Source organism: Bradyrhizobium iriomotense (assembly GCF_018130765.1).
GTDB classification, from domain to species: domain Bacteria; phylum Pseudomonadota; class Alphaproteobacteria; order Rhizobiales; family Xanthobacteraceae; genus Bradyrhizobium; species Bradyrhizobium iriomotense_A.
On the sequence record NZ_JAFCJZ010000010.1, the window covers coordinates 1 to 25,601 of the forward strand.

24 protein-coding genes are annotated in these 25,601 nt (G+C 64.6%); 17 read left to right on the forward strand and 7 right to left on the reverse strand.

The annotated features are described in order from the left end of the window. Window positions 1-260: 260 nt before the first annotated feature. Window positions 261-1,688, reverse strand: a complete 1,428-nt coding sequence (locus JQ635_RS18175) for a serine hydrolase domain-containing protein (protein WP_211411210.1) — start codon at window positions 1,686-1,688, stop codon at window positions 261-263. A 319-nt stretch (window positions 1,689-2,007) separates the two neighbouring features. Next, a complete protein-coding gene (locus JQ635_RS18180; protein WP_211411211.1) occupies window positions 2,008-3,069 on the reverse strand; it encodes an AraC family transcriptional regulator in 1,062 nt (353 codons plus the stop codon). A 331-nt stretch (window positions 3,070-3,400) separates the two neighbouring features. Between JQ635_RS18180 and JQ635_RS18185 the strand changes: the two genes are divergently transcribed. The 3 genes from JQ635_RS18185 (at window position 3,401) to JQ635_RS18195 (ending at window position 7,783) form a co-directional block, all read left to right on the forward strand. Then, entirely contained in the window at window positions 3,401-4,318 is a 918-nt protein-coding gene (locus tag JQ635_RS18185; RefSeq protein ID WP_211411212.1) for a pirin family protein, read from the forward strand. Window positions 4,319-4,396: 78 nt separating this feature from the next. Next, entirely contained in the window at window positions 4,397-5,311 is a 915-nt protein-coding gene (locus JQ635_RS18190) for a phosphoribosylaminoimidazolesuccinocarboxamide synthase (protein ID WP_211411213.1), read from the forward strand. Window positions 5,312-5,572: 261 nt separating this feature from the next. Then, window positions 5,573-7,783: a SulP family inorganic anion transporter gene (locus JQ635_RS18195; RefSeq protein ID WP_211411214.1), complete on the forward strand. Its 2,211-nt coding sequence runs from the start codon at window positions 5,573-5,575 to the stop codon at window positions 7,781-7,783. 258 nt (window positions 7,784-8,041) lie between these two features. Here JQ635_RS18195 and JQ635_RS18200 read toward each other — a convergent pair whose 3' ends face one another. Beyond that, the gene (locus tag JQ635_RS18200; RefSeq protein WP_211411215.1) at window positions 8,042-8,920 is read right to left on the reverse strand and encodes an MBL fold metallo-hydrolase; all 879 of its coding nucleotides are present in this window, start codon (window positions 8,918-8,920) and stop codon (window positions 8,042-8,044) included. Between the two features lie 28 nt (window positions 8,921-8,948). Further along, entirely contained in the window at window positions 8,949-9,938 is a 990-nt protein-coding gene (locus tag JQ635_RS18205; protein WP_211411420.1) for a zinc-dependent alcohol dehydrogenase family protein, read from the reverse strand. A 141-nt stretch (window positions 9,939-10,079) separates the two neighbouring features. Here JQ635_RS18205 and JQ635_RS18210 point away from each other — a divergent pair, with 141 nt between their 5' ends. From JQ635_RS18210 to JQ635_RS18225, 4 genes are all read left to right on the forward strand, one after another. Next, complete coding sequence (locus tag JQ635_RS18210; RefSeq protein WP_211411216.1) at window positions 10,080-10,997, forward strand: LysR family transcriptional regulator; 918 nt, start codon at window positions 10,080-10,082, stop codon at window positions 10,995-10,997. A 466-nt stretch (window positions 10,998-11,463) separates the two neighbouring features. Next, complete coding sequence (locus JQ635_RS18215; RefSeq protein WP_211411217.1) at window positions 11,464-11,700, forward strand: RebB family R body protein; 237 nt, start codon at window positions 11,464-11,466, stop codon at window positions 11,698-11,700. Window positions 11,701-11,795: 95 nt separating this feature from the next. Further along, entirely contained in the window at window positions 11,796-12,008 is a 213-nt protein-coding gene (locus JQ635_RS39220; protein WP_211411218.1) for a RebB family R body protein, read from the forward strand. 102 nt (window positions 12,009-12,110) lie between these two features. After that, on the forward strand, window positions 12,111-12,488 hold the full coding sequence (locus tag JQ635_RS18225; protein WP_211411219.1) for a RebB family R body protein: 378 nt from the start codon (window positions 12,111-12,113) through the stop codon (window positions 12,486-12,488). 51 nt (window positions 12,489-12,539) lie between these two features. On the opposite strand, the gene JQ635_RS18230 is transcribed toward JQ635_RS18225, so the two are convergent. Further along, a complete protein-coding gene (locus JQ635_RS18230; RefSeq protein ID WP_211411220.1) occupies window positions 12,540-14,033 on the reverse strand; it encodes an NAD-dependent succinate-semialdehyde dehydrogenase in 1,494 nt (497 codons plus the stop codon). Window positions 14,034-14,145: 112 nt separating this feature from the next. Continuing rightward, window positions 14,146-14,466: a hypothetical protein gene (locus JQ635_RS18235; protein WP_157337101.1), complete on the reverse strand. Its 321-nt coding sequence runs from the start codon at window positions 14,464-14,466 to the stop codon at window positions 14,146-14,148. Between the two features lie 342 nt (window positions 14,467-14,808). Between JQ635_RS18235 and JQ635_RS18240 the strand changes: the two genes are divergently transcribed. Next, entirely contained in the window at window positions 14,809-16,002 is a 1,194-nt protein-coding gene (locus JQ635_RS18240) for a serine hydrolase domain-containing protein (protein ID WP_211411221.1), read from the forward strand. 175 nt (window positions 16,003-16,177) lie between these two features. On the opposite strand, the gene JQ635_RS18245 is transcribed toward JQ635_RS18240, so the two are convergent. Then, on the reverse strand, window positions 16,178-17,179 hold the full coding sequence (locus tag JQ635_RS18245) for an adenosine kinase (protein ID WP_211411222.1): 1,002 nt from the start codon (window positions 17,177-17,179) through the stop codon (window positions 16,178-16,180). A gap of 186 nt (window positions 17,180-17,365) precedes the next feature. Between JQ635_RS18245 and murJ the strand changes: the two genes are divergently transcribed. From murJ to miaB, 9 genes are all read left to right on the forward strand, one after another. Beyond that, window positions 17,366-18,898, forward strand: a complete 1,533-nt coding sequence (murJ, locus tag JQ635_RS18250; RefSeq protein ID WP_211411223.1) for a murein biosynthesis integral membrane protein MurJ — start codon at window positions 17,366-17,368, stop codon at window positions 18,896-18,898. 92 nt (window positions 18,899-18,990) lie between these two features. After that, entirely contained in the window at window positions 18,991-20,043 is a 1,053-nt protein-coding gene (gene trpS, locus JQ635_RS18255) for a tryptophan--tRNA ligase (protein WP_211411224.1), read from the forward strand. 105 nt (window positions 20,044-20,148) lie between these two features. Then, window positions 20,149-20,643 carry a universal stress protein gene (locus JQ635_RS18260; RefSeq protein WP_211411225.1) on the forward strand — a complete coding sequence of 165 codons (495 nt, stop codon included), beginning with the start codon at window positions 20,149-20,151 and terminating at the stop codon, window positions 20,641-20,643. 165 nt (window positions 20,644-20,808) lie between these two features. Further along, entirely contained in the window at window positions 20,809-21,378 is a 570-nt protein-coding gene (locus JQ635_RS18265; protein WP_211411226.1) for a NifU family protein, read from the forward strand. Between the two features lie 190 nt (window positions 21,379-21,568). Beyond that, window positions 21,569-22,261, forward strand: coding sequence for a tRNA (adenosine(37)-N6)-threonylcarbamoyltransferase complex dimerization subunit type 1 TsaB (tsaB, locus tag JQ635_RS18270; protein WP_211411227.1), 693 nt, complete (start codon window positions 21,569-21,571; stop codon window positions 22,259-22,261). Beyond that, the gene (rimI, locus tag JQ635_RS18275) at window positions 22,258-22,743 is read left to right on the forward strand and encodes a ribosomal protein S18-alanine N-acetyltransferase (RefSeq protein ID WP_211411228.1); all 486 of its coding nucleotides are present in this window, start codon (window positions 22,258-22,260) and stop codon (window positions 22,741-22,743) included. The genes tsaB and rimI overlap by 4 nt, the downstream gene beginning before the upstream one ends. A 38-nt stretch (window positions 22,744-22,781) precedes the next feature. Further along, the gene (locus tag JQ635_RS18280; protein WP_011083619.1) at window positions 22,782-23,237 is read left to right on the forward strand and encodes a Fur family transcriptional regulator; all 456 of its coding nucleotides are present in this window, start codon (window positions 22,782-22,784) and stop codon (window positions 23,235-23,237) included. Between the two features lie 52 nt (window positions 23,238-23,289). Further along, entirely contained in the window at window positions 23,290-23,970 is a 681-nt protein-coding gene (locus JQ635_RS18285) for an HAD family hydrolase (RefSeq protein ID WP_211411229.1), read from the forward strand. Window positions 23,971-24,160: 190 nt separating this feature from the next. Beyond that, window positions 24,161-25,555, forward strand: coding sequence for a tRNA (N6-isopentenyl adenosine(37)-C2)-methylthiotransferase MiaB (miaB, locus tag JQ635_RS18290; protein WP_211411230.1), 1,395 nt, complete (start codon window positions 24,161-24,163; stop codon window positions 25,553-25,555). Window positions 25,556-25,601: the final 46 nt, after the last annotated feature.

Below are 25,601 nucleotides of genomic sequence, written 5' to 3' on the forward strand. Positions count from 1 at the left end.
TCCACAAAGCTCGGCTGTCCTGTCCGCTTAACCGCCATCGCTACCCTCCAAGGCTCTGCCCTAGGGAATCACAACTGACGGATTACGCAACAGGCCCCTTGTGGGAGAGGGTGGAACGCCGCGTAGCGGCGAGACGGGTGAGGGGTCTCTCTCCGCGAGGACCTCTCTCAGCCGTCGTGTGGATAGATACCCCTCATCCGGCGCTTCGCGCCACCTTCTCCCACAAGGGGAGAAGGAAGAAAGCGCTACGCTGCGCCCTCTCAATCCGCCCCCGCCAGCTTTCCCCTCTCGCGCGTCGCCGCCACCACGTCGCGCACGAGATCGAACACGCCGTCGGCTTGCGGCGGCGCGTTCGGCGAGCGTCCCAGCCGCACGATCACCAGCTTCTCCGACGGGATCACGATGGTGTACTGCCCGATCGTGCCCTTGGCGAAGAAGGCATCGCGCGGCCAGCCGTGCTCGATGCGAAATTTTGCGCCAAAGCTATCGCCCTGGTTGGTCCAGAAGCCGGCGCCGATGCCGACCCACGCGTTCGGCGTCGGCGTGGCCGTGTAGTTCACCCAGCCCTCGGGGAGGATGCGCCTGCCGCCGGCGACGCCGTCATTGAGATAGAGCTGGCCGAAGCGCGCCCAGTCGCGCGCGGATGCGAGCATCTCGCTCGACCCTTCGATCGTACCCGAGCCATCGAGCTGAAGCACCACATGGCGCATGCCGAGCGGGGCGAACAATTCGCGGCGCGCGAAGTGCAGCGCGGCTTCGGGAGTGCTGCCGGCAGCAACGCGGATCAGATGCGACAGAATGAGGCTATTGCCGTCGTGGTAATTCCACGCCGTGCCGGGGGCGGTCTCGATCGGAATACTTTCGGCATAGGCGGCCATGTCGGCCTCCATGAACTTCATCCGGTTGACCGGCTCGAAGGCGGAGCCGAGCGAAGCCTGCAAGGAGCTGCCGAGCGCAAGGCCGGCGGTGTGGCGCAGCAACTGATCGACGGTGATGGCATGGCGCGGATCATCGGGATCTTTCCAGGCCGCGACCGGCGCGGGGCCGTCGAGCTTTAGCTTGCCCTGGCGCACCAGCACGCCGATCAGGGTGGAGACCACCGATTTCGTCATGGAGAAGCCGAGCAGCGGCGTCTCAGGTCCGATGCCATCGGCGTAGCGCTCGGCGATAACGCGGCCGGCTTTCATCACGACGACCGCGCGGGTGCGGCGATAGGGTGGCTGCGCGGGCTCGGTGAAGGCACGGTCGAGCGCAGCGACCAGCTCGGGGCTCTGCGGCGGCACGATCGAGGGGCCTGCGATCTCGGGCAACAGCGCCTGCTGCCTGTCGTCTGCCGGCGGCTCGACGGCGGCAACGCCGGCGCCGTGCGCGAGCGTGCAGCCGAGGCCCTCGCGATAGACCGCGTAGCTGCGGCCAATGCCGAACAGCGTCACCGTGACGTCCTTGCGCACGCGATCGACCTGATAGTCCATCGCCCAGGTGATCAGGCCAGTGCCGGGCATGGCGTCGGTGGTCTCGGTGAAGTTGCGCCTGGGATCGAGGCCGGAGACGAACGTCTCGGAGCACAGGATATCGGCGACGAAGCCGGTCGCGATCTTCGGGACGTCGCGGGCCCGGGCGGCGCCGAGCGCGAGGCCGGCGGCGGCGATGCTTGTAGTGAGGAGGATGATCTTGCGGCGGCGGGTCACGGGCTTTCTCCGGCTTGGGGACGTGCGCCGGGAGGAAGCGGGAGCGGGCGGAGGAGCGCTCGCCGGATTTGGAAAATGGGCTGGCTGGAATTGGGCGTGGGCTAGTCGATTTTGGAATTATGAAGCCATTCCAGCTTCTTAGAGGTATCGTGCCGCCGCAGCGGTGGTGCGCCCCTCGCCCCGTTCTTACGGGGAGAGGGTTGGGGTGAGGGGCCTCTCTCCCCGGATGAGGTCACAGTGAGACCTGTACCCCCTCACCCGGATTGCATCTTCGATGCAATCCGACCTCTCCCCGCAAGCGGGGAGAGGTGAAGAAAGGTCACGCCGCGTTCACCTTCAGCCGCCGGTATTCCGTCGGCGTCACGCCTGTGACCGCCTTGAACGCCCGGTTGAACGGGCCGAGCGACTGGAAGCCGGCGTCCATGGCGATGGTGATGACGGGGACCTCGGCCTGGGCGGGATCGGCGAGCGCGGCCTTGGCCTCCTCGATCCGGTGGTTGTTCAGGAACACATTGAAGTTGCGGTAGCCGAGCCGCTGGTTGATGAGCCGGCGCAACCGGTATTCGGGAATCTTCAGCCGGCCCGCGAGGACACCGATGGTGATGTTCTCCTGACGATAGATCCGCTCGTCCGCCATCAGGCGCATCAGGGCGTCGATGAGTTTTTGGTCGGCGGCGTCCTCGGCTACAGGCTGACTGAAAATAACAGGCGGTGCGGGTTCCGCCGCGGCCGGAAACAGATCCGCCCCATCAACGCGCATCATGGCATAGACGATCGCCGCGACGATGCAGGCGAGCACGCCGGCATTGATGGTTTCGGCGACATCGCCGACGTGGCGGCCGGCGACGGCGATCTGGAGCACCGCGTTCAGCCCGCCATAGAGCGCGGTTGCGCAGACGATGAAGACGCGAACGCGGCGGCGACGCTCGACCAGGTCGACCGGCCAGGAGGCGATCATCTGCCCGACCGCAAGCGCGATGAAACCGAGCACGATCAGATTGACCACCGTCACCGAGAACCGCACATGGCCGCTGGGTGCAATCCAGACGCAGCCCGCGAAGCTGAAAGCCGTCACCAGCGCCCAGACGCATCCGTGCCACCAGCGGAGGCGAAACTCGTCGTCGAACAGGGAGCGTGTGAACAGCCAGAACACAACGGTGTCGCCGGTCGACAACGCGATCAGCGGTGCATGCAGGAGCGGGATCGCTGACGTGACATCCAGCGAATAGCTCGCCGCATGCGCGGCCGAACCGATGGCAAAGGCCGCGCCGAGACGAGCTGTGAGCACGTTGCGGAAATCGGAAAGCAATGATGCCGCCAGCACGAGCAGCAGCGCCACGGACGCGGCGCGAAAGGCAAGCTCGGTTGCAGCAAGTGTCATCGGGCGATGCGATTGGTCGCGGTTGAAATCAGCCGAACATCGTTTGTGGGACTCATTTTTTCAAGGTCCATCCTCACGCCAACTGTCATCGCCCGGTTTCACGGACCGTAGGGTGGGCAAAGCGGAGCGTGCCCACGGCTTCTTCTCGATCGGAGAAAGATGGTGGGCACGGCGCTAATGCGCCTTTGCCCACCCTACGGCCGCTCGTCGTGGAGCACGACCGCGGAATACAGCGCTATCGCACCTGTGACGTCGGGTCCCGGCTTTGCCGCGACGGCGACGCCAATTCCTGCTACCATCGCGGCCAAGAAAGCCAAAAAGGAGCCCACCCATGAGCTGGATGCCCGACAACGATCCCGTGCTCGGCGATCCCAAATCCTGCGACGCGCTCGATCTCGTCATCGTGCCGCGCACGCGCGACCTCGGCGACGGCTTTGCGGTGCGGCGCGCGCTGCCGCATGGCAAACGGCAGATGGTCGGACCTTTCATCTTCTTCGACCATTTCGGGCCGGTGCAGTTCGTCTCCGGCAAGGGCATGGACGTGCGGCCGCATCCGCATATCGGGCTCGCCACCGTCACCTATCTGTTCGACGGCGCGATTATGCATCGCGACAGCGAGGGCAATGTCCAGGAGATCGCGCCCGGCGCGATGAACCTGATGACGGCCGGGCGCGGCATCGCGCATTCCGAGCGCACGCCGGATGCGCAGCGCGCCTCGGGCCAGAAGATGCTGGGACTGCAAAGCTGGATCGCGCTGCCGGCCGGATCCGAGGAAATCGCGCCCTCGTTCCAGCATTATGCCGCAGGCGATCTGCCGATGATCTCCGAGCGCGATTTCACCGCGCGGGTGATCGCGGGCTCCACCTTCGGCATCACCTCTCCGGTGTCGATGGTGTCGCCCTGGTTCTACACCGAGGTCACGGCCGCCGAAGGCGCGAGCGTGCCGCTCGACCCCGATCATGAGGAGCGCGCGATCTACCTCGTCGACGGCGAGGTCGAGATTGCGAACGAACGCTATGAGGGGCCGCGGCTGCTGATCTTCCGGCCCGGCGACCGCATCACGGTGAAGGCGCTCAAGGCGACGCGGATGATGTTTCTCGGCGGCGATGCATTGGAAGGCCCGCGCCACATCTGGTGGAATTTCGTCTCCTCCAGCAAGGAGCGGATCGAGCAGGCCAAGCAGGACTGGAAAACCGGCCGCTTCGCCGCGGTTCCGCAGGAACATGAGTTCATTCCGCTGCCGGAATAGGCTAATCCGGTCTCCGGCCGCGCCATCTGGCGCGGCCGGACGCCCTGCCCGAACGCCTTGCTTGCGAAAGATCTGCCGATGACCGCCATGCTCTCCAGCGACCTGCCCCTGACCAAGATCGGGCGCGGCAAGGTGCGCGATATCTACGCCGTCGACGATGACCGCCTGCTGCTGCTCACCACCGACCGCATCAGCGCCTTCGACGTCGTGATGGGCGAGACCATTCCGATGAAGGGCGCGGTGCTGACGCAAATCAGCGCGTTCTGGTTTGGCAAGCTCGAAGGCGTGGTGCCGCATCACATGATCAGCGCCGATACCGACGAGATCATCGCGGCCGTGCCGGCCTTGAAGCCGCACCGCGCCGAGATCCTCGGCCGCGCCATGCTGTGCAAGCGCACCACCGTATTTCCGATCGAATGCGTGATCCGCGGCTATCTTTCGGGCTCGGCCTGGAAGGAATATGCGGCCTCAGGCACGCTCGCGGGCGAAAAGCTGAAAGCGGGCCTCGTCGAAAGCGAGAAGCTGGAGCCGGCGATCTTCAGCCCCGCGACCAAGGCCGAGAGCGGGCACGACGAGAACATCACGATCGCGAAGATGCGGGAAGTGGTCGGCGACGAGGTCGCCTACACGCTGGAGAGCATGACGCGCGCGATCTACACCCTCGGCGAGGAGCTGGCGCGCGAGCAGGGCATCATCATCGCCGACACCAAGTTCGAGTTCGGCCGCGACAAGGACGGCCGCATCATCCTGATCGACGAGGTGATGACGCCGGACAGTTCGCGCTTCTGGGCGGTCGATGCCTACAAGCCCGGCCAGCCGCAGGCGAGCTTCGACAAGCAGCCGCTGCGCGACTATCTCGATATCGAGCGCCGCGCCGGCCGCTGGAACGGCGACGCCCCACCACCGCCGCTGCCGGCGAGCGTGGTGGACGCGACCAGCAAGCGGTATCTGGAAGCGTATCGGCGCGTGACGGGGACGGAGTTGAAGGTTTAAGCCTATCCGTCGTCCCGGCGAAGGCCGGGACCCATACCGCGAGATCTATCGAGTGCGGATGGCAGGAGTACCGAACTCCTGATCTTCGCCAAACACCTCCCTGTGGTTATGGGTCCCGGCCTTCGCCGGGACGACGGTTGAGCGTGAGGCTGCACCGTCACCGCAGCAAAAACCGCCGGATATTTCATAGCGACAAGAAGCCTATTGCGCTAAGCCTGTCGTCATCTCAAACAGAATTTTTTCAGGGGCGAGCGCCAGGACGTGACCGACCCAGCGATGACTCTCAGTCCGCACTCGCGGTTCAAGCCCGCCCTCAAGCGTGCGCTGAACGACATTCTGGGTGGCAGCGCCGCCAGCGTCCTGACCGTCACCTTCGGGCTCTCCTACGCATTGCTGATCTTTGCGGGCCCGCTGTCGCCCTACCTGTCCTACGGCATCGCGGCGACCTTCATCAGCTCCGCGGTGCTTGCCGCCGTCGTCGCGCTCGGCAGCTCCCTGCCCTTCGCGGTGGCCGCTCCTGACAGCTCGACCGCCGCCGTGACGGGAATTCTGGCGGCCTCGGTGCTCGAACGGATCGAGGCGGCCAACCCGTCGACTCCGCCGTTGTCGCCGATCCTGATCACGATCGGCCTGTCGACGGTGCTGACCGGCGTGGTGCTGTGCGGACTGGGCCTGACGCGGATGGGGCGCGCCATCCGCTACGTGCCGTACCCGGTGGTCGGCGGCTTCCTCGGTGCCACGGGACTCCTGATCGTCATGGGTGCGATCCGGGTCATCACCGATCATCCTGTCGCCACGCTGCTGCGCTTCGCCAACGGCACGACATTGCTGGAACTGGGTGCCGCCTGCGTCATGGCGCTGGTGCTGTATCTGACCTGGCATCGCTCGCGTAGCCCGTTCGGACTGCCGATCATCCTGATCGGCGGCGTACTCGCGGGGCATCTGGCATTCTGGGTCACGGGCATCTCGCTTGGCGAGGCCCACGCTCTGGGCTGGACGTTCCAGCCGCCGCCGCAGGCGGCCTTCATGATGCCCTGGCACGCCGAAGGCCTCGTCCACTATCCCTGGTTCGCCGTGCCCGACCTGCTCGCCAATTTCGTCGCCGTGATTTTCGTCACCGCGTCGAGCACGCTGTTCAACACCACCGGGATCGAAGTCGCCGTGCATCGCGAGGCCAATCTGGAGCGCGAGCTGAACGTCACCGGCGCCGCCAACATGCTGACAGGCGCGCTCGGCGGCTATGCCGGCTGCGTCTCGATCAGCCGCTCCGTCCTCAATTTCAGCAGCGGCGGCCGCGGCCGTCTGTCCGGCCTCACCGTCGCGGCGCTGTCGCTGCTGATGCTTGCGATCGCGCCGCAGCTGCTCGGCTTCATCCCGAAATTCGTGCTCGGCGGCCTGCTGCTCTATCTCGGCGCCGACCAGCTGCACAAATGGATCATCGAATCGCGCCGGCGGCTTTCGAAGCTCGAATATCTCTCGCTGGTCGCCATCATCGCGATCATCGTGACCTGGGGTTTCGTGCCGGGCATCCTGATCGGCGTGATCATCGGCTGCGCCACGTTTGCGTTCAGCGCCGCACGGGTCGAATCGATCAAGTACAGTTTCAACGGCTCGGAATACCGTTCCTCGCTCGACCGTTCGCGCGACGACCAGGATGTGCTGCTGGCCCATGGCGGCAAGATCCAGGGCCTGAACCTGCAGAGCTATCTGTTCTTCGGCTCCGCCAACCGGCTCTACCAGCACGTCAAGCAGTTGCTGCAGGAGCGCCCCGAGTGCCGCTACCTGCTGTTCGACTTCAAGCTCGTCACCGGGGTGGATTCATCGGCCGCCTACAGCTTTGCCCAGATCAAGCGCAGCGCGGCCGATCTCGGCGTCGAGCTGATCCTGGTGCATCTGTCGGCCTCGGCCGAGAAGGTGCTGCGCGCCAGCGACTTCATCGGCGAGGGCGTCACCATCATCCCCGAGCTCGATCACGCACTGGAATGGTGCGAGAACGAGATCATCTCGCAGCATCAGGACCTGGCGCGGGAAGAAGCCAGCCTGCGCGACTGGTTCGCGCGCATCCTCGGCAGCGAGGACGATGCCGACGAGCTGATCCGCCGCTGCCAGCGCATCGAGGTCGGGGCCGGCGAGGTCATCGTGAACGCCGGAGACCCCGCCGATTCCATGCACTTCATCCTCGACGGCCGCGTCGGCATCATGGTCCCGGCCGACGACGGCCGCACCACGCGCGTGCGCAGCCTCGGCCGCTACACCACGATCGGCGAGATGGGCCTGGTGTCTCGCGCGCCGCGGAGCGCGACGATCCAGGCCGAGGTCGACAGCGTGCTCTACGTGCTCAACGCGCACCAGTTCGACGCGATCAAGACCGAGGCCCCCGCGCTCAGCAACAAGCTGCTGACCTATTTCGTGTCGGTCATGGCGGAGCGGCTGACATTTGCGAACCGAATGATCGCGGTGCTGCGGCGGTAACGGACGCGAAGCCCGCATGAGCGCAGCGATATGCGGGAGCAGTGGTCCCGGATGTTGCTACGCTCATCCGGGCTACGAAGCTAAGGCGGTAAAGCCGTTAGCGCGCCACAACCTCGGTGTCGTCCTGGCGAAAGCCAGGACCCATACCGCGGAATCTATCGATTGCGAGCGGTGCGAGTACCGGACCACCAATCTTCGCCAAACTTCTCCCTGGGGTAATGGGTCCTGGCTTTCGCCAGGACGACGAAGGAGAGCGCGTCAAATCAGCTCCGCGGACCAGGGCTCATGGCGGATCTCGAACGACTGTCCCTTCTTCGACAGCCGCGCGAACCCGGGGAAATTCAGGTGCATTCCGGCGACGAGCTCGCCGGTCGCGGAGACTCTTTCCAGCATTTTCTTTCGGGTCTCCGCCGCCGCCTGCGGATCCGCGTCGAACGCAATCGTCACCTCGGGTCTTTGCACCTGGATGTCAGGATAATGAACGATGTCACCCCAGATGAGCAGGGACGCATCGCCGCCATCGATCCGATAGCCGCTGTGCCCCGGGGTATGGCCGGGCAGAGGTTCGATCATGATGCCGGGCGCAACTTGTCCTGCGCTGACCGTCCGGCGCCGGGCGCCATATGCCGCGAATGCGGTACGCGCGGCGTGAAAGAACGGCTTGACCGGATCCGGGGCCTGATTGAGGTTCGCATCATCCGTCCAGAAGGCGAATTCGGCGTCGTGCATCACGATCTCGGCGTTCGGAAACTGGGGCGCCGACGGCAACGCTCCGACGAGGCCTCCGATGTGATCCGGATGGGCGTGGGTCAGAAGGATCTGGTCGATTGCGAGCGGATTCACGTTGGCCGCGGCAAGTGACGCGTGCAGTCGTCCGCCCCAACCGTTGATGCCGCCGCCACCGCCATCCACCAGTATGGTCCGGCCCTTTCCCTCGACCAGATAGGCGCTGACGGTCATCGCAGATGACGAAGGACGTCCCGCCGCCACCGTCATGCTCATCGCTTCATCGGGCCCTATTCCGGACAGGAGGTCGAACGGCACACCGACGATGCCGTCGACGATAACGGTGACGACATAGTCGCCGATCTTCCGCCGGTTCAGGCCGGGGGCCTGCCAGCCATTCGCGTTCGTCATTCCATCACCCTTAACTGCGTTGTGTGTCTCAAACAGTGACGACGATTTTTCCGATCTGCTCGTTCGACTCCAGGAAGCGCGTCGCCTCCTGGATCTGCTCGAACTTGAAACTTCGGGAGATCACCGGCGTCAGCTTCCCGGAAGAAAGGCCTTCCGAGATGAACTGCTTCGCCCGCGCCAACGCGTCGTCGTCAGCCACGACTTCGTTGTACAAATATCCCTTGATCGTCAGGCTCTTCCCAAGCACGGCGAATTGGGGGAACGCGCCAATGTCCGGGCTCAAGGCACCGTATTCGAGCAGAATTCCCCTATGAGACATCGCGTTCGCCAACTGCTCGATGGCGGGGCCGCCGATCGGATCGAAGATGACGCGCGCTCCCTTGCCGCTCGTGATCTCCATCACCCGCGAGACGAGATCCTCCTCAGCGGTTGCGACGACGTGATGGGCACCGGCATCCAACAACGCTTTGCTCTTCGCGGAAGTCCGCGTCGTCGCGATGACCGTCGCTCCCACCGCACGCGCGATCTGAAATGCCGCAGTCCCGACGCTGCTGGATGCCGCCGTGACGACCAAATAGTCGCCCGCCGTTAAATTCGCTTGCTCGATCAGCGCGCCCCACGCGGTGACATATTTCATCCACGACGCAGCGGCTTGCTCGAAGGTGAGGTTTTCGGGATGCACCACCAGATGGCGGGCCGGAATATTGATGACTTCGCCATAGGTGCCCCATCGCCCCATGTCTTCCGTCGGAATGACACTCACCGATTGGCCCAGACGGAAATCGCTCACCGACGAGCCGACCGCTTTGACGACACCGGCAGCTTCGTAGCCCAATCGGCTGGGCAATTGTGCCTGCCGGACATAGGCGTTGCGGCGAAACATGATCTCGGCGCGATTGAGCCCGATGGCGCGCACGTCGATCTGGACTTCATCGGCATCGGGAGCCGCGACATCGACGTCCTCGATCTTGAGAACGTCGGGATCACCATAGTCGTGAAAGCGAACAATTCGAGCCATCTGCTGCCCTTCCGGATCATTCGGAGGAGCTGGAAATAGCCTCATCCTTTGTTCGTCTGAAGCGACGAAATTTGAACTTGATTGTTATGCAATATGATAACAGTCAAGGGGGGGCCCGATTGACCCGGACGGAGACGACGCGTGGATTTTCTGCAGCAGTTGAGAGTCTTCGTGAGCGTGGCGGAGAACAGGAGTTTCACGCGGGCGGCCGAGGCCCTGCGCGCGACCCGTCCAACGGTCACGAACGCCGTGAACGAATTGGAAGCGTCGATCGGCGCAAGGCTGCTGCATCGGACGACGCGCCAGACCTCGCTGACGAGTGAGGGGCGATTGTTCTATGATCGCGCGGTCGCAATATTGAACGAGGTCGGGCAAGCGCGGAACCTGTTTGGCGGCGTGGGCGATGCTCCGAAAGGACGCCTGCGGGTCGACATCCCGGTCGCGATCGCGAAACCGCTGATCATTCCCAATCTTCCGGACTTCCAGGCGAAATACCCGGACATCGATCTCATTCTCGGCGTCAGCGATCAGCCGGTCGATCTGATCGCGGAGGGTGTCGATTGTGTCTTAAGGATAGGCGACCTGCCGGTCAGCAGTCTCGTCGGGCGCGTGCTCGCCAAGATGGCCATGTTGATCTGCGCATCACCGGCCTACCTCGACAGGCACGGCACTCCGGAAAGTGTCGAGGACCTCAGCGATCATCTTGCGGTCAACTATTTTTCAGGCAGGGGCCACATCGCCATCCCCTGGCGTCTGCCGCGGGGATCTGACGAGCGCGAACTGCGCCTTGAAACCGGAATCCTCGTGAACGACACGGAAGCCTTCATTGCGTGCGCTCTCGCCGGCATGGGGCTTATCCAGGTGCCCGGTTGCGTCGTCAAAGACCATTTGAACAGCGGAGCGCTGGTGCGGGTCCTGCCGAAGTTGCGGCCCGTCCACCGCCCGCTATCGATCATGTTTCCGGCCCGCGAGCATTTGGCTCCGCAAGTGCGGGTCTTCATCGATTGGGCGAAGAGCATCGTCGTCGGTGTGGACAGTCCGTGGATCAGCCCACCCTGACGATGCGGATCACCGGCGCGAGCAGGGTGAAAGTTTGCTCCTGAGAGACCAGTGTGGCGCGCATCTTCGCATATACCGCACAATCCCGTGACCGCGCCCGAGCGGACGCTCCTCAGCGGCAGTTCAATCAAGATACAAATTCAACCTATACGGGAGATTGCTTGACTCAGGCGAGTGGGGCCGCGATACTTGATCGGCCTTCTCTCGTTCCGGCTTACGGAGCCCCTATGGCTGAGCCCGTCGACCCCGCACATGACGGAACCGCTCCGCCGAACGTTCAACCTATTTCGAATCCGGAAGAGACAGCTTCCACGCCGGCGGCCGCAACTGCAGAGAGCAACGCGTCCTGGACGGCAGTCCTAAGCGCAATGCAATTGGCTGAACAGGCCGTTTCCGACGCCGTGCAGGGCATGGCGGACTCCCGCGATCCATCCGCAACCGACGATCAAAAGCAGAGGTAGTCGTTATGGCATTTCCGACAGCAGTCAATTCAGAGATCACGGATTCCGTCACGCAAACCAACGTTCAGGTCCTCGCCGACGCACCCGCGACCGCGATGGGGAATGTCTATATGGCCGTCGCCCAGGCCTTGGCGAATTCGGCCCACAACGCCACCAATGCGCAGCAACAGAACTTCGCGCTGGCCGAAGCAGTGACGGCGAAGTGCCTGCAAGCGCTGCTGGGCTCAACCACGACGGCATAGTTGGATTCGTCACAGCTTCCAAACAAGGCCGCGAAGATCCACGATCCGCTACAGGAAGGTATGTTATGGCGTTTCCAACATCCGTAAACGATCAAGTGACTGATTCCGTCACCCAGGCGGACGTCCAGGTTCTCGGCGACGCGCCCGCAATGGCTATGGGAAGTGTCTACCAGGCCATCGCGCTGGCGCTCGCCAGCGCGGCTCAGAACGCCACGAATGCGCAGCAACAGAACTTTGCGCTTGCCCAGGCCGTGACCACGCGCTGCGTCCAGGTTCTCCTGGGCGCCGCCGCGCCTGCGAAATTGTAGACGGCTTCGGCTTCGCCGCGGGTTCGTGCTCCAGGACGACCGTCGCCGCTCGACGGAGCGGATCACAGCCGAACGCCCCGAATTTTCGAAGGACCCTCTGAGATGACCGATACTGCTGTAGCCTCCGACGCACCGCACGGCGAATTGAACGATCAAATCAGAGATGCCGTCGAGCAGCTGAATGCGTCGCTTAAAGGCATGGCTCCCAATGTCCCGGAAGCCATTGCCTTTCAGGCGATGGCGCATGCCGTGGCGCTTGCGCTGCAGAACACGGTTCTTCAGCAGCAGCACGACCACATGCTGCGTAGTTCGCTGACAACAGCCGCCGCGGTATCACTCCTCGAAGGACGCCGCGACGAAGCGGAAGCCGTGCTGAAACTGGCCGACGAGAAGCTCGGAGGCCGGCTGAACCTCAGCGAGGAGATAGCGAAGGTCGGCGAGGTCCTGAAAAGCATCGGCGAGCAATTCAAGACGCATTGACGTCTTGATGTCCCGTCGCCCGGCAGATCCGGACGACGGGATGAGGCGGCCCTACACCCCCGCCATCATCACGTATTTGATCTCGACATATTCTTCCATGCCGTGACGCGAGCCCTCGCGGCCAAGGCCGCTTTCCTTGACGCCGCCGAAGGGCGCGACTTCGGTGGTGATCAGGCCGGTGTTAACGCCGACCATGCCCGACTCCAGCGCTTCGGCGACCCGCCAGACGCGGCCGAGATCGCGGGAGTAGAAATAGGAGGCAAGACCGAAGGGCGAGGCGTTGCACATCGCGATGACGTCGGCCTCGTCCTTGAAGCGGATGACAGGCGCGAGCGGGCCGAAGGTTTCCTCCTGCGACACCAGCGAGTCCGGTTTGACGTCGGCGAGCACGGTCGGCTCGAAGAAGGAGCGGCCGAGCTCGCTGCGCTTGCCGCCGGTCACGACCTTGGCGCCGCGCTTCACCGCATCGGCGATATGGCGCTCGACCTTGTCGACCGCCTTCATGTTGATCAGCGGCCCCTGCGTGACGCCGCTTTCGGTGCCGTCGCCGATCTTCATCGCCGCGACCTTCTTCGAGAGTTTTTGCACGAACTCGTCGTAGATCTTGTCCTGGGCGTAGAGGCGGTTGGCACAGACGCAGGTCTGGCCCATGTTGCGATATTTCGAGACGATGGCGCCTTCGACCGCGGCATCGATGTCGGCGTCGTCGAACACAATGAAGGGCGCGTTGCCGCCGAGCTCGAGGCCGAGCCGCTTCACGCCGACGGAGGCCTGCTGGTAGAGGATCTTGCCCACGGCGGTCGAGCCGGTGAAGCCGACGAAGCGCACCGCCGGATGCTCGCACAGCACCTTGCCGATCGGCGGCGCGTCGCCGGTGATGATGTTGAGCACGCCCTTGGGGATGCCGGCCTTCTCGGCGAGCACGGCGAGCGCCAGCGCCGACAGCGGCGTCTCGTTGGCGGGCTTCAGCACCACGGTGCAGCCGGCTGCCAGCGCCGGCGAGACTTTTCGCGTGATCATCGAGTTCGGGAAATTCCACGGCGTGATCGCGCCGCAGACGCCGATCGGCTGCTTGATCGCGAGCAGGCGCGCATCGGGCCGCTGGCTCGGAATGGTCTCGCCATAGACGCGCCTAGCCTCTTCCGCGAAAAACTCGATATAGGCGGCGCCAATATCGACCTCGCCGAGCGCCTCGGAGAGCGGCTTGCCCTGCTCGGAGGTGAGGATCAGCGCGAGGTCCTCGCGGTTGGCGGTGATCAGCTCGAACCATTTGCGCAGAACGTTGGAGCGCTGCTTGGCGGTGTGCTTGGCCCAGGCCGGGAAGGCGCGCTCGGCGGCTTCAACCGCTTTGGTGGTCTCGGCCGCGCCAAGCTGCGGGACCTTTGCGAGCTCGACGCCGGTCGCGGGATTGTTCACTGCAAAGACCGGCGTGCCGACCCAGGCGCCATCGATATAGCAGGCCTCCTTCAGCAGCGAAGGATCCTTCAATCGGTCGCGCAGGGAGGCGGTGGCTTGCGTGGCGCGGGCGGCGGCGGTCGGGGTCATGGCGTTCTCCCTCAGGGCGATCGGATTGGCCCGGAATATAGGGACAAGCGGCGCGCAATGCACCGCCCCGCAACGCACATCTGATGGGAGCTAGGCTGGGAGCAGCGCGTCCTTACGCCGCGCCGCTCATATAGGTTTCACGCCGCCCGATCATGCGCTCGGCGGCTGCCTTGGCGTCGGCCTTGGAGGACGTCGCGCAGGTCCGGTATTCGAGATCGGGGACATCAGAGGTGTCGCGGCGGCCGAACCAGCTCTTCGAGCCGACCGGAAGCAGCGCCAGCGCCTGCGCCAGATTGTCGACTGCGCCGAAGGAATAGAGTGCGCCGGTGCCGGCAACACGGACTTCATAAATGCCGGGCGAGATCGGCGCCTCGAGGTTGTCGCCCCGTCCGGGACGGGGATAGCGCTTCCATTCGCTCCAGGTCGAAATCATTTGAGGTCCCCCGCGGCCGGGTGCCGGCCACCAAATTTGCATCAAGTCTTAACGTCGGCCGTCGATCGGGCCGGGTGCTGAACGTCGCAACGCACAAAATGCTTCAAGTGCTTCCAAACACACGAAACATATCGCCAGGCCCCATCCTTGGTCACGGCTCGTTGCGGTCATCCACCGCGGATTGTGACGGAGTGTTGCAGTTCAGCCGTCTTGTCGTCCTGCGCGCGGCGCATGTCGTCAAGTCACGACATCGCGACCGCGTGGGTTGAGGCGCTTGCCGCGCGCGACCTCTGGGAGGACAATCAATCACTTCCAACAATAATCAAACCGGAGGAAACGCGCATGCAAAGCCAGGCCCAGATCGACGAGATTCTGCGCAAGACCAGCGATGCCAAGGAGATTCCCGGCGTCGTCGCGATCGCTGCGAGCGGTAACGACGTGCTGTATCAGGGCGCGTTCGGCAAGCGCGACCTCTCCAAGCCCGATGCGATGACGCTGGACAGCGTGTTCTGGATCGCCTCGATGACGAAGGCGGTGACATCGGCAGGCGCGATGCAGCTGGTCGAACAGGGCAAGCTGTCGCTGGATGCGCCGATCGGCGAGGTGCTGCCCGATCTCGCCAAGCCGCAGGTGCTCGAAGGTTTTGATGCCAAGGGCGAGCCGAAGCTGCGGCCGGCGAAGGGGCCGATCACGCTGCGCCAGCTCATGACCCACACCGCCGGCTTCTGCTACGACATGTGGAACGGCAACATCGGCACCTATCTCGAGAAGACCGGAACGCCCGGGATCATCACCTGCCAGAACGCCGCGTTGAAGACGCCGATCGCGTCCGACCCCGGCACGCGCTGGGAATACGGCACCAATATCGATTTCGTCGGCAAGGCGGTGGAAGCCGTCAGCGGCAAGCGGCTCGATGCTTATTTGCGCGACAATCTCTTTGCTCCACTCGGAATGTCTGACACCGGCTTCAAGATCACCGACGACATGCGCAAGCGGCTGGTCGGCATGCATGCGCGCGGCGGGGACGGCCAGCTTTCCGCGATGCCGTTCGAGCTCGAGCAGAACCCGGAATTCTGCATGGGCGGCGGCGGCCTCTATTCGACCGCGGGCGACTACATCAAGTTCACGCAGATGATCCTCAACAAGGGCCGCGGCAACGGCAATCAGGTGCTGAAGGCCGACACCGTCGCAACGATGGGACAGAACCACATCGGCGATCTCAACGTCACCAAGATGACCTCGGTGGCGCCGATGTACACCAACGATGTCGACCTCTATCCGGACCAGGTGAAGAAGTGGGGCCTCAGCTTCCTCATCAACACCGCCAAGACGCCCGAGGGCCGCAGCGCGAACAGTCTCGCCTGGGCGGGCCTCGCCAACACCTATTACTGGATCGATCCCTCGCGCGACGTCACCGGCGTGATCCTGATGCAGCTGCTGCCGTTCGCGGACGGAAAGTGCCTGGAGGCGTTCGCCGGATTCGAGCGCGGGGTCTATGCCGGCCTCGATGCGGGGAGCGGGCAGAAGGCGGCGTGAGGGGCTGAGGGCTCTCGCCATACGAATACTGTCATTCCCCGCCTTGTGCGCAATTGCGCACTGGAGCGGGGAATCCAGTACGCCGCGGCTTCTCGATGAACCACAGACGTCTCGGCGTACTGGGTCGCCCGGTCAAGCCGGGCGACGACACCGGAGAATGAGGCGCGAGCTGGCCTTAAACCGTCAGCCCGCGCTGGCCGGCGAGTTCCTTCAGCGACACCAGCGGACGCGCACCGATGTGCTGGATCACTTCGGCGGCCGCGAGCGCGCCGAGCTCGCCGCACTGCTTGTACGCAAGATTGCGCGCGAGGCCGTAGAGGAAGCCGGCGGCGAACAGGTCGCCGGCGCCGGTGGTGTCGACGACCTTGTCGACCGGGAAGGCCGGCGCTGCGACGGCGTCTTCCGACGACACCACCATGCAGCCCTTCTCGCTGCGGGTGACGACGCCGAGATTGACGTCGTTGCGCAGCTGCTTCAGCGCGGTGTCGAAATCCGAGGTCGTGTAGAGCGAGTGCAGCTCGGACTCGTTGGCGAAGACGATGTCGACGGTGCCGTTACGCATCAACGAGAGAAACTCGTCGCGATAGCGATCGACGCAGAAGGAATCCGACAGCGTCAGCGCCACCTTGCGCTTGGCGTCATGCGCGATCTTGGCCGCCTTGACGAAGGCATCCTTGGCGTTCTTGGGGTCCCAGAGATAGCCTTCGAGATAGACGATGCCGGCGGACGCGATCTCGGCCGGGTCGATATCGGCGGGCGACAGGTCCTGCGCCGCGCCGAGATAAGTGTTCATGGTGCGCTCGCCGTCATCGGTGACGAGGATGTAGGAGCAGCCGGTGGCGGGGCCGTCCTTGGCGGCGGGCGTGTTGAAGGCAACGCCGGCGGCGCGGATGTCGTGGACGTAGAGCTTGCCGATCTGGTCGTCCTTGACCTTGCCGACATAGGCGGCGCGCGCTCCCAGGCTGCCGATGCCGACGATGGTGTTGGCGGCAGATCCCCCCGAGACTTCGGTCGCCGGGCCCATGTCGCTGTAAATGGCGGCGGCGCGCGCCTCGTCGATCAGGGACATGCTGCCCTTGGTCATGCCGTGCTTGGCCAAAAAGGCTTCGTCGGTCCTGACCAGCACGTCGAACAGCGCGTTGCCGATCCCGAGAACGTCATATTTCACGTCAGCCATTCACCTTGATCCTGTTTGGCGGATTGCGATCCCTGCGGAAATCCGCTTCCTGTCGGTCTGAAATCTGGCTCGCGGCCTATCACGACCGGCCCTGCCCGGGCAAGCAACGAGCGTTGTCTTCTGACGCGTTTTCTTTACGCGAACCGGGGACCACTTCGCTCGAAAACGCTATGGTATGTCGACCCGATGATCCGCTCCTTCCTGACAGTCTCGACGGGAACACTGGCCTCGCGCCTCCTCGGCTTTGCGCGCGATTCCATGATTGCCGCTCTGTTGGGCACCGGCGCGGTGGCGGATGCGTTTCTGGCGGCGTTCCAGCTCGTCAACGTGGTTCGGCGGCTGCTCAGCGAAGGGGCACTCAATGCGGCGCTGATCCCGGCCTGGCTGCGCGTCCGTGACCGCGACGGCGAAGCGGCTGCTTCCGCCTTCGCGGGACGCGTGCTCGGCACGGTCAGTGCGGCCCTGATCGCGATCTCGGCCGTCATTGCGCTCGTGATGCCACTGATCATCACGATCATCGCGCCGGGCTTTCTCGGCAGCGCAACGCTCGATCTTGCCGTCGCAAACGCGCGGCTGATGCTGCCCTATCTCGCCTTTGCCGGCCCGGTCACCGTGCTGATGGGACTGCTCAACGCGCAGGGACGCTTTGCACTCACGGCATTCTCGCCGCTGCTGTTCAATATCGCGCTGATCGCCGCGATCGCCGCGCTGCTCGTCGGGCATGCCGACGCGACCTTCGCGGCATGGATGCTGGCGGCAACCGTCGGCATCGCCGGCCTGCTGCAACTGCTGATGCTGCTGTCACAGCGGAGTGCGAATCTTGCGACACCGCTCCGCGTCAGCTTCGACAAGGAGATGCGCGGCTTCTTCGCCAAGGCCGTTCCCGGCATGATCGCAAGCTCGGGGCCGCAATGGCTGATGGTCGCGGGCGCGATCATCGCGTCCGCCACGCCGTCCGCGGTGTCATGGCTCTATTTCGCCAACCGCCTGATCGAGCTGCCGCTCGGCATCGTCGGCGTCGCCATGGGCACGGTGCTGGTGCCGGAGCTGACGCGGGCCGTCACCAGCGGCGACCGCGAGGCGGTGGCGCATGCGGAATCGCGCGCGCTGGAGCTTGCGACCGGGCTGGCGCTGCCGGCGACGCTCGGCCTGATCGTGCTGGCCGAGCCGATCGTGCGGCTGCTGTTCGAGCACGGCGCCTTCGGCGCGGACGACAGCACGGCAACCGCGCATGCATTGATGTGGTTGGCGCTGGGCCTGCCGGCCCATGTGCTGATCAAGGCGCTATCACCGGCGTTCTATGCCCGCAGCGACACGATGACGCCGCTCATGGCCACCGCCAAAGGTCTTGTGGTTGCGGTCGCGCTCGCCGTGCTTCTTGGTCATTTCTTCGGCGCCAGCGGGATCGCGGCCAGCATCGCGGCCGGCGCCTGGAGCAGCGCGATCTCGCTGCTCCGGAAGGGCACGAGCGAGTTCGGCTTCTCGGTCGACGCCGCCGCGCGAAAACGGCTGCCGCGGATCGTGCTCGCCGCGATTGCCATGGGCGCCCTGCTCTGGCTGTCCGCGGATCTAATGCCGGCCGAGGCGCATGGCCTAATCCGCTTCATCGTGCTGGGCGTGCAGATCGCGGCCGGGATCGCCGTGTATGGCCTGTTGCTGCAAACCCTCGGCGCCGCCTCCCTGCGCGAGGCGGTTAACGCCTTGAGACGGCCCGCCTAGCCTGTCCCGGGCCCGCGACGCCATCGAATTACCCTTGACGGAGCAGCGCCGCTGTTGGAAACGACGGCCAAATACCTTTGGGAAGGCTGACCATGCCATTCGTTGAACGGGTCTTTTCGGGCGTCCAGCCGACGGGCAATCTGCACCTCGGCAATTATCTCGGCGCGATCGTCAACTTCGTGAAGATGCAGGAAACCCACAACTGCATCTATTGCGTCGTCGACATGCACGCGATCACGCAGGGCGTCGACGTCTGGGGCGGACCGGTCGAGCTCGCGCGCAACACCCGCGAGGTGACGGCGGCGTTCATCGCGGCCGGCATCGATCCGAAGAAGCACATCGTGTTCAACCAGAGCCAGGTCTCGGGCCATGCCGAGCTCGCCTGGATCTTCAACTGCGTCGCGCGCATGGGCTGGCTCGGCCGCATGACCCAGTTCAAGGAGAAGGCCGGCAAGGACCGCGAGAACGCGTCGGTGGGCCTGTTCGACTATCCCGTGCTGATGGCGGCCGACATCCTGCTCTATCGCGCCACCCATGTTCCGGTCGGCGAGGACCAGAAGCAGCATCTCGAGCTGTCGCGCGACATCGCGCAGAAGTTCAACAACGATTTTGGCGACTCGATCCGCGCGCAAGGCACTAATGACGGCCTGTTCTTCCCGCTGCCGGAACCGTTGATCACGGGTCCGGCGACGCGCGTGATGAGCCTGCGCGACGGCACCAAGAAGATGTCGAAGTCGGATGCGTCAGACAATTCGCGCATCAACCTGACCGACGACGCCGACACCATCGCGCAGAAGATCCGCAAGGCGAAGACCGATCCGGAGCCGCTGCCGACCGAGGAGAAGGGCCTGGAAGCCCGTCCCGAGGCCGACAATCTCGTCGGCATCTTCGCCGCACTCTCCGGCCGCCCCAAGGCCGATGTGCTGCGCGATTTCGGCGGCGGCCAGTTCTCCAGCTTCAAGAATGCGCTGGCGGAGCTGTGCGTGACAAAACTCGCGCCGATCGCCGGCGAGATGAAGCGCCTCGTCGCCGACCCCGGCCATATCGACACCATCCTGAACGACGGTTCCGACCGGGCCCGCGCCATCGCCGACGAGACCATGAAGCTCTCGAAGGACATCGTCGGCTTCATCCGCCGGCGCTAAGGCGCGACTGCGAGACCGGCTGGCGCCACGGCGCCGGCCGCTTCGCCTCTCCCAAACATTGCGGGAGTGTGGCAGCATGCCACCCGTGCACACGCCGGGACATGCATGACCAGCAAGCGACTTTGCTTCGAGCCGGGTCACAAGCCCAAATGCCTCGTCGTCGTCGACGAGAGCGCCGAATGGGATCGCGCGGTCTATTACGCCAGCCGCTGGGCGATCCGTGCCGGCGGCGGCGTCGTGATGCTGCGCATCATCGAGCCCGAGGAGCAGACGCAGGAATGGCTGGGCGTCGCGGACATCATGCGCGCCGAGGCGCAGGAGGCGGCGGAGGCCGCGCTCGACCGCGCCGCCGGGAGAGCCAACGGCATCGCCGCGATCACGCCGGAACGGGTGATCCGCGAAGGCGCCGCGATGGAACAGCTGCTCGCTGTTATCGACGAGGACCCTGACATCGCCATGCTGGTGCTCGCCGCCAGTCCCGGCGCGGAGGGTCCGGGACCGCTGGTCTCGCTGCTCGCGCATGCGCTGGGCACGTTCCCGGTGCCGGTGACGATCATCTCGGGCGCCCTGAGCGACCAAAGCGTGGATTCGCTGTCGTAGCGCCGATGCCTCTTACCCTCCCCTGGAGGGGGAAGGTGAGCCGAGCCCAACCCTCTGATTTTTATGGACTAATATCCCGCCCCCCTTGATCGTGCGTTCCCCGTCGCCATCTGCTAGGGGATAGAGCACGCGCCGGCCTTGAACCGGCGACGTCTGGAGAAAACCATGTTCATTCAAACCGAAGCCACCCCCAATCCCGCCACGCTGAAATTCATTCCCGGCCGCGTCGTGGTCGACGGCAGCCCGATGGAATTCTCGAGCCGCGAATCGGCCGCGCGGTCGCCGCTGGCCGAAAAGCTGTTCGACGTGCCCGGCATCACCGGTGTGTTCTACGGATCGGACTTCATCACCGTGACCAAGGCGAGCGGTGAATGGCAGCAGCTCAAGCCCGCGATTCTCGGCGCCATCATGGAGCACTACATGTCCGGCGCGCCGCTGCTCGCCGGCGGCGAAGCGCAGGGCGATGTCGATCTCGACGATGAGGACGAGTTCTTCGACGAGGCCGATGCCGAGACGGTCGACATGATCAAGGACCTGATCGAGACCCGCGTGCGGCCGGCCGTCGCCAATGACGGCGGCGACATCACCTTCCGCGGCTTCAAGGACGGCATCGTCTATCTCAACATGAAGGGCGCCTGCTCCGGCTGCCCGTCATCGACCGCAACGCTCCAGCACGGTATCCAGAACCTGCTCAAGCATTTCGTGCCCGACGTGGTCGAAGTCCGGCCGATGTGAGCGAGCTGTCGTAGGGTGGGCAAAGGCGCGCTTGCGCCGTGCCCACGAAACGGTTGTGGTGGGCACGCTTCGCTTTGCCCACCCTACGAAGTAAGGCATTTGGGGGCCTGCAAATCGTGCGTGATGAATGGCGGATAGGCGCTCGGTTCGCTAGACTGCTCTCCATTCGCCACTCGCCATCCGCTATTCCATGCTGATCCTTGCCATCGATACTGCGCTTGAGGCGTGCGCGGCGGCCGTGCTCGACACCGACGCCGGCGAGCTCCTTGCGCAGGAGCAGCTTCTCATGAAGCGCGGTCACGCCGAGGCGCTGATGCCGATGATCGCGCGCGTGATGCAATCGGCCAATCTCGCCTTCACCTCGCTCGACCGCATCGCCGTCACCGTCGGCCCAGGCAGCTTCACCGGCCTTCGCGTCGGCATCTCGGCGGCGCGCGGCCTTGCGCTTGCGGCGAAACGGCCGGCGGTCGGGCTGACGACGCTATCGGCTTATGCTGCCACAATCGTCGGCCAGAGCAAATCGGCGCCCGTGATCTCTGCAATCGATGCGCGGCACGATCACGTCTATTTCCAGATCGTCGCAGGCGATGGCAGCCAATTGGTGCGGCCGGGCATCGCGCCCATCGACGAGGCGATCGCAGCCTCGCAATTCGGCGCGCCGCATCTGGTCGGCAATGCCGCGAACATCCTCGCCGATCGCTGGCCGAAGGACGCGCCGCAGCCTGTCGCGGTCGACGCGCAGCCCGCGCCCGACATCGGTTGGGTCGCGTGGCTTGGGGCTGCGGCCGATCCCGAGACGAATCCGGCGCGGCCGTTCTATCTGAAGGCACCCGACGCAAAGCCGGCCGCAACTCCGCCGCTCGCACAAGCCGCAAGCTCATGATGAAATGGCTGTCGGAATGGTGGCGCGGCGGCACGGCCGCCGTCGAGCCGGTTTCCTTGCGCGACGCCGCACGGCTGGCGCAGCTTCACGGCGCTTCCTTCGCGCATGGCTGGGGCGAAAGCGAGTTCGAGAGCATGATCAGCGAGCGCAACACGCTCGTGCATCGGCTGCGCCTCGGCCGCAAGATCATCGGCTTTGCCGTCTCGCGGATCGGCGCGGACGAGGCGGAGATCCTCTCGGTCGCGGTCGACCAGGCCCATCGCGGCCGCGGCCTGTCCCGCACGCTGCTGATGACCCATCTCGGCCATCTCGCGGGGCGCGGCGTACGCACGATATTTCTCGAAGTTGAGGAAAATAACCAGCCGGCGCGGCGACTGTACGACCGGGCCGGATTCATGGTGGTCGGACGCCGCGAACGCTACTATAAGCAGCCGAATGGGGAACAATTGAACGCCCTTCTGATGCGACGTGACTTGTCGTAACATCGATGGCAGAAAGCGCCCCGTCAGGCAGACAAATCATGACCGCACTGAAACCCTCTTCCGCATCCAAGGCGTCCGGCATCGAGGCGCGCTGTGCCGCCACCGGCATGCGCATGACCGAGCAGCGCCGCGTCATCGCCCGCGTGCTGGCGGAGGCGGTCGATCATCCCGATGTCGAGGAATTGTACCGGCGCTGCGTCGCCGTCGACGACAAGATCTCGATCTCGACCGTGTATCGCACCGTCAAGCTGTTCGAGGATGCCGGTATCATCGAACGCCATGATTTTCGCGAGGGCCGCGCGCGCTATGAGACGATGCGCGACAGCCATCACGACCACCTCATCAATCTGCGCGACGGCAAGGTGATCGAATTCACCTCCGAAGAGATCGAGAAGCTGCAGGCGGAGATCGCCCGCAAGCTCGGCTACAAGCTGGTCGACCATCGGCTCGAGCTCTATTGCGTCCCGCTCGACGACGACAAGCCGACTTCTTAAGTGGCATGATCTTGTCGGAAAACCGCTCCACACTTTTCCGGATCATGCCTTAGTGCCCATCGATCTCATCATCTTCGATTGCGACGGCGTGCTCGTGGACAGCGAGGTGATCTCCTGTCGCGCACATGCGGATGTGCTGACGCGGCACGGCTATCCGATCACGTCGGAGCAGGTGTCCGAGCGCTTCCTTGGCCGCTCGACAAAACAGGCCAACCTCGAGATCGAAACCGAACTCGGCCGCAAGCTGCCCGAGGCCTATCACGGCGAGCTGCAGGACGAGCTGTTTCGCGCCTTCGAAGCCGACCTCGAAGCGATCCGCGGCATCCACGACGTGCTCGACGTCGTGACGCAACGCGTCTGCGTTGCTTCGAGCGGTTCGCATCCGCGTATGCGGGTGAGTCTCGGAAGCACGGGGCTCTATGAACGCCTCGCGCCGAACATCTTCTCGTCCTCGCAGGTGAAGAATGGCAAGCCGGCGCCGGACTTGTTCCTGTTCGCTGCGAGCGAAATGGGCGTTCCGCCCGAACGTTGCGTCGTGATCGAGGACAGCCTGGCCGGCATCGCCGGCGCCCGGGCGGCCGGCATGACCGTGTTCGGCTTCTGCGGCGGCAGCCATTGCGGGGCCGGCCATGCCGAGACCCTGCGGCAGGCCGGCGCCAATCTGACTTTTGCCGACATGCATCAGCTCCCGGAGCTAATCCGGCGGGTAGGGGCGGACGCGCTGGCGGGCTGATTCCATCCCCTCGCAGTCATTCCGGGGCACGCGCAGCGCGCGTGAACCCGGAATCCCGTCCAAAACCTCTGGATTCCGGGTTCGCGCTGGCGCGCGCCCCGTAATGACGGCCGAAAATGCCCCCATTCGCTGGATTTTCGCCCCTCCAGCCTATATCTGAGGGCCGTCCTCCACCTCAATTCCGGGTTCCATGACGCCGCCGCGCAAGCTGCACATCAAATCATATGGCTGCCAGATGAACGTCTACGATGCCCAGCGCATGGTGGACACGCTGGCTCCGGAAGGATTCGTGGAGACGGCGAGCGCCGAGGACGCCGATCTCGTCATCCTCAACACCTGCCATATCCGCGAGAAGGCCTCCGAAAAGGTCTATTCCGAGCTCGGGCGGCTGCGCGTCGCCAAGGACGAGGCCGCGCGCGGGGGCCGCGCGATGCAGATCGCGGTCGCGGGCTGCGTGGCGCAGGCCGAGGGCGAGGAGATCGTGCGCCGGGCGCCGGTCGTCGACGTCGTGGTGGGACCGCAGAGCTATCATCATCTGCCGGAGCTCTTGAAGCGCGCCGGCAATGAAGGCCGCGCGATCGAGACCGAATTCCCCGCCGAAGACAAGTTCGGCTTCCTGGCCCAGCCCAAGCCCGCAGCGATCCGCGCGCGCGGCATTTCCGCTTTCGTCACGGTGCAGGAGGGCTGCGACAAGTTCTGCACCTTCTGCGTCGTGCCCTATACGCGGGGCTCGGAAGTCTCGCGCCCCGTGGCGAAGATCGTCGACGACGTAAAGCGGCTTGCCGACAACGGCGTGCGCGAGCTCACCTTGATCGGGCAGAACGTCAACGCCTATCACGGCGAGGGACCGGACGGAAAAACCTGGCCGCTCGGCCGGCTGCTCGAGCATCTGGCGGCGATTCCGGGGATCGCACGGCTGCGCTATTCGACCAGCCACCCCCGCGACGTCGATGACAGCCTGATTGCGGCCCATCGCGATCTCGATGCCCTGATGCCGTTCGTGCACCTGCCGGTGCAGTCGGGCTCGGACCGGATTCTCGCCGCCATGAACCGGAAACATACCGCCGATGATTATCTCGATGTCATCGACCGTTTCCGTACCGCGCGCCAAGATATTGCTTTTTCATCAGATTTTATCGTCGGCTTCCCCGGCGAAAGCGAGCAAGATTTTCTCGCCACTCTCGCGCTTGTCACGCAAATCGGCTACGCTACAGCATATTCGTTCAAATACTCCGCCCGGCCGGGAACGCCGGCCGCGGATATGCAGGAGACGGTGTCCCCCGCCGAGATGGACCAGCGATTGGAGCGGCTCCAGGAACTGATCGACAGCCAGCAATCGGCCTTCAACAAGGCTGCGATTGGCTCAACGGTCGACGTGCTGTTCGAGCGTCCGGCGCGCAAGGACGGCCAGATCGTCGGCCGCACCGCCTTCCTCCAGCCTGCTCATGTGATGGCCTCGCCCGACATCATCGGACAGATCCTGCCTGTCAGGATCGATAGCCTCGAGCGCTACAGCTTTCTCGGCGAGCTCGTGACACCGCGCACCGCGCGCGAGCCCGCTTTATCGCAAGCCACTGGAGCCTGAACCCTTGCCAAAAAGCGCATCGGATTCGTCTTCTATCGCTCCCAGC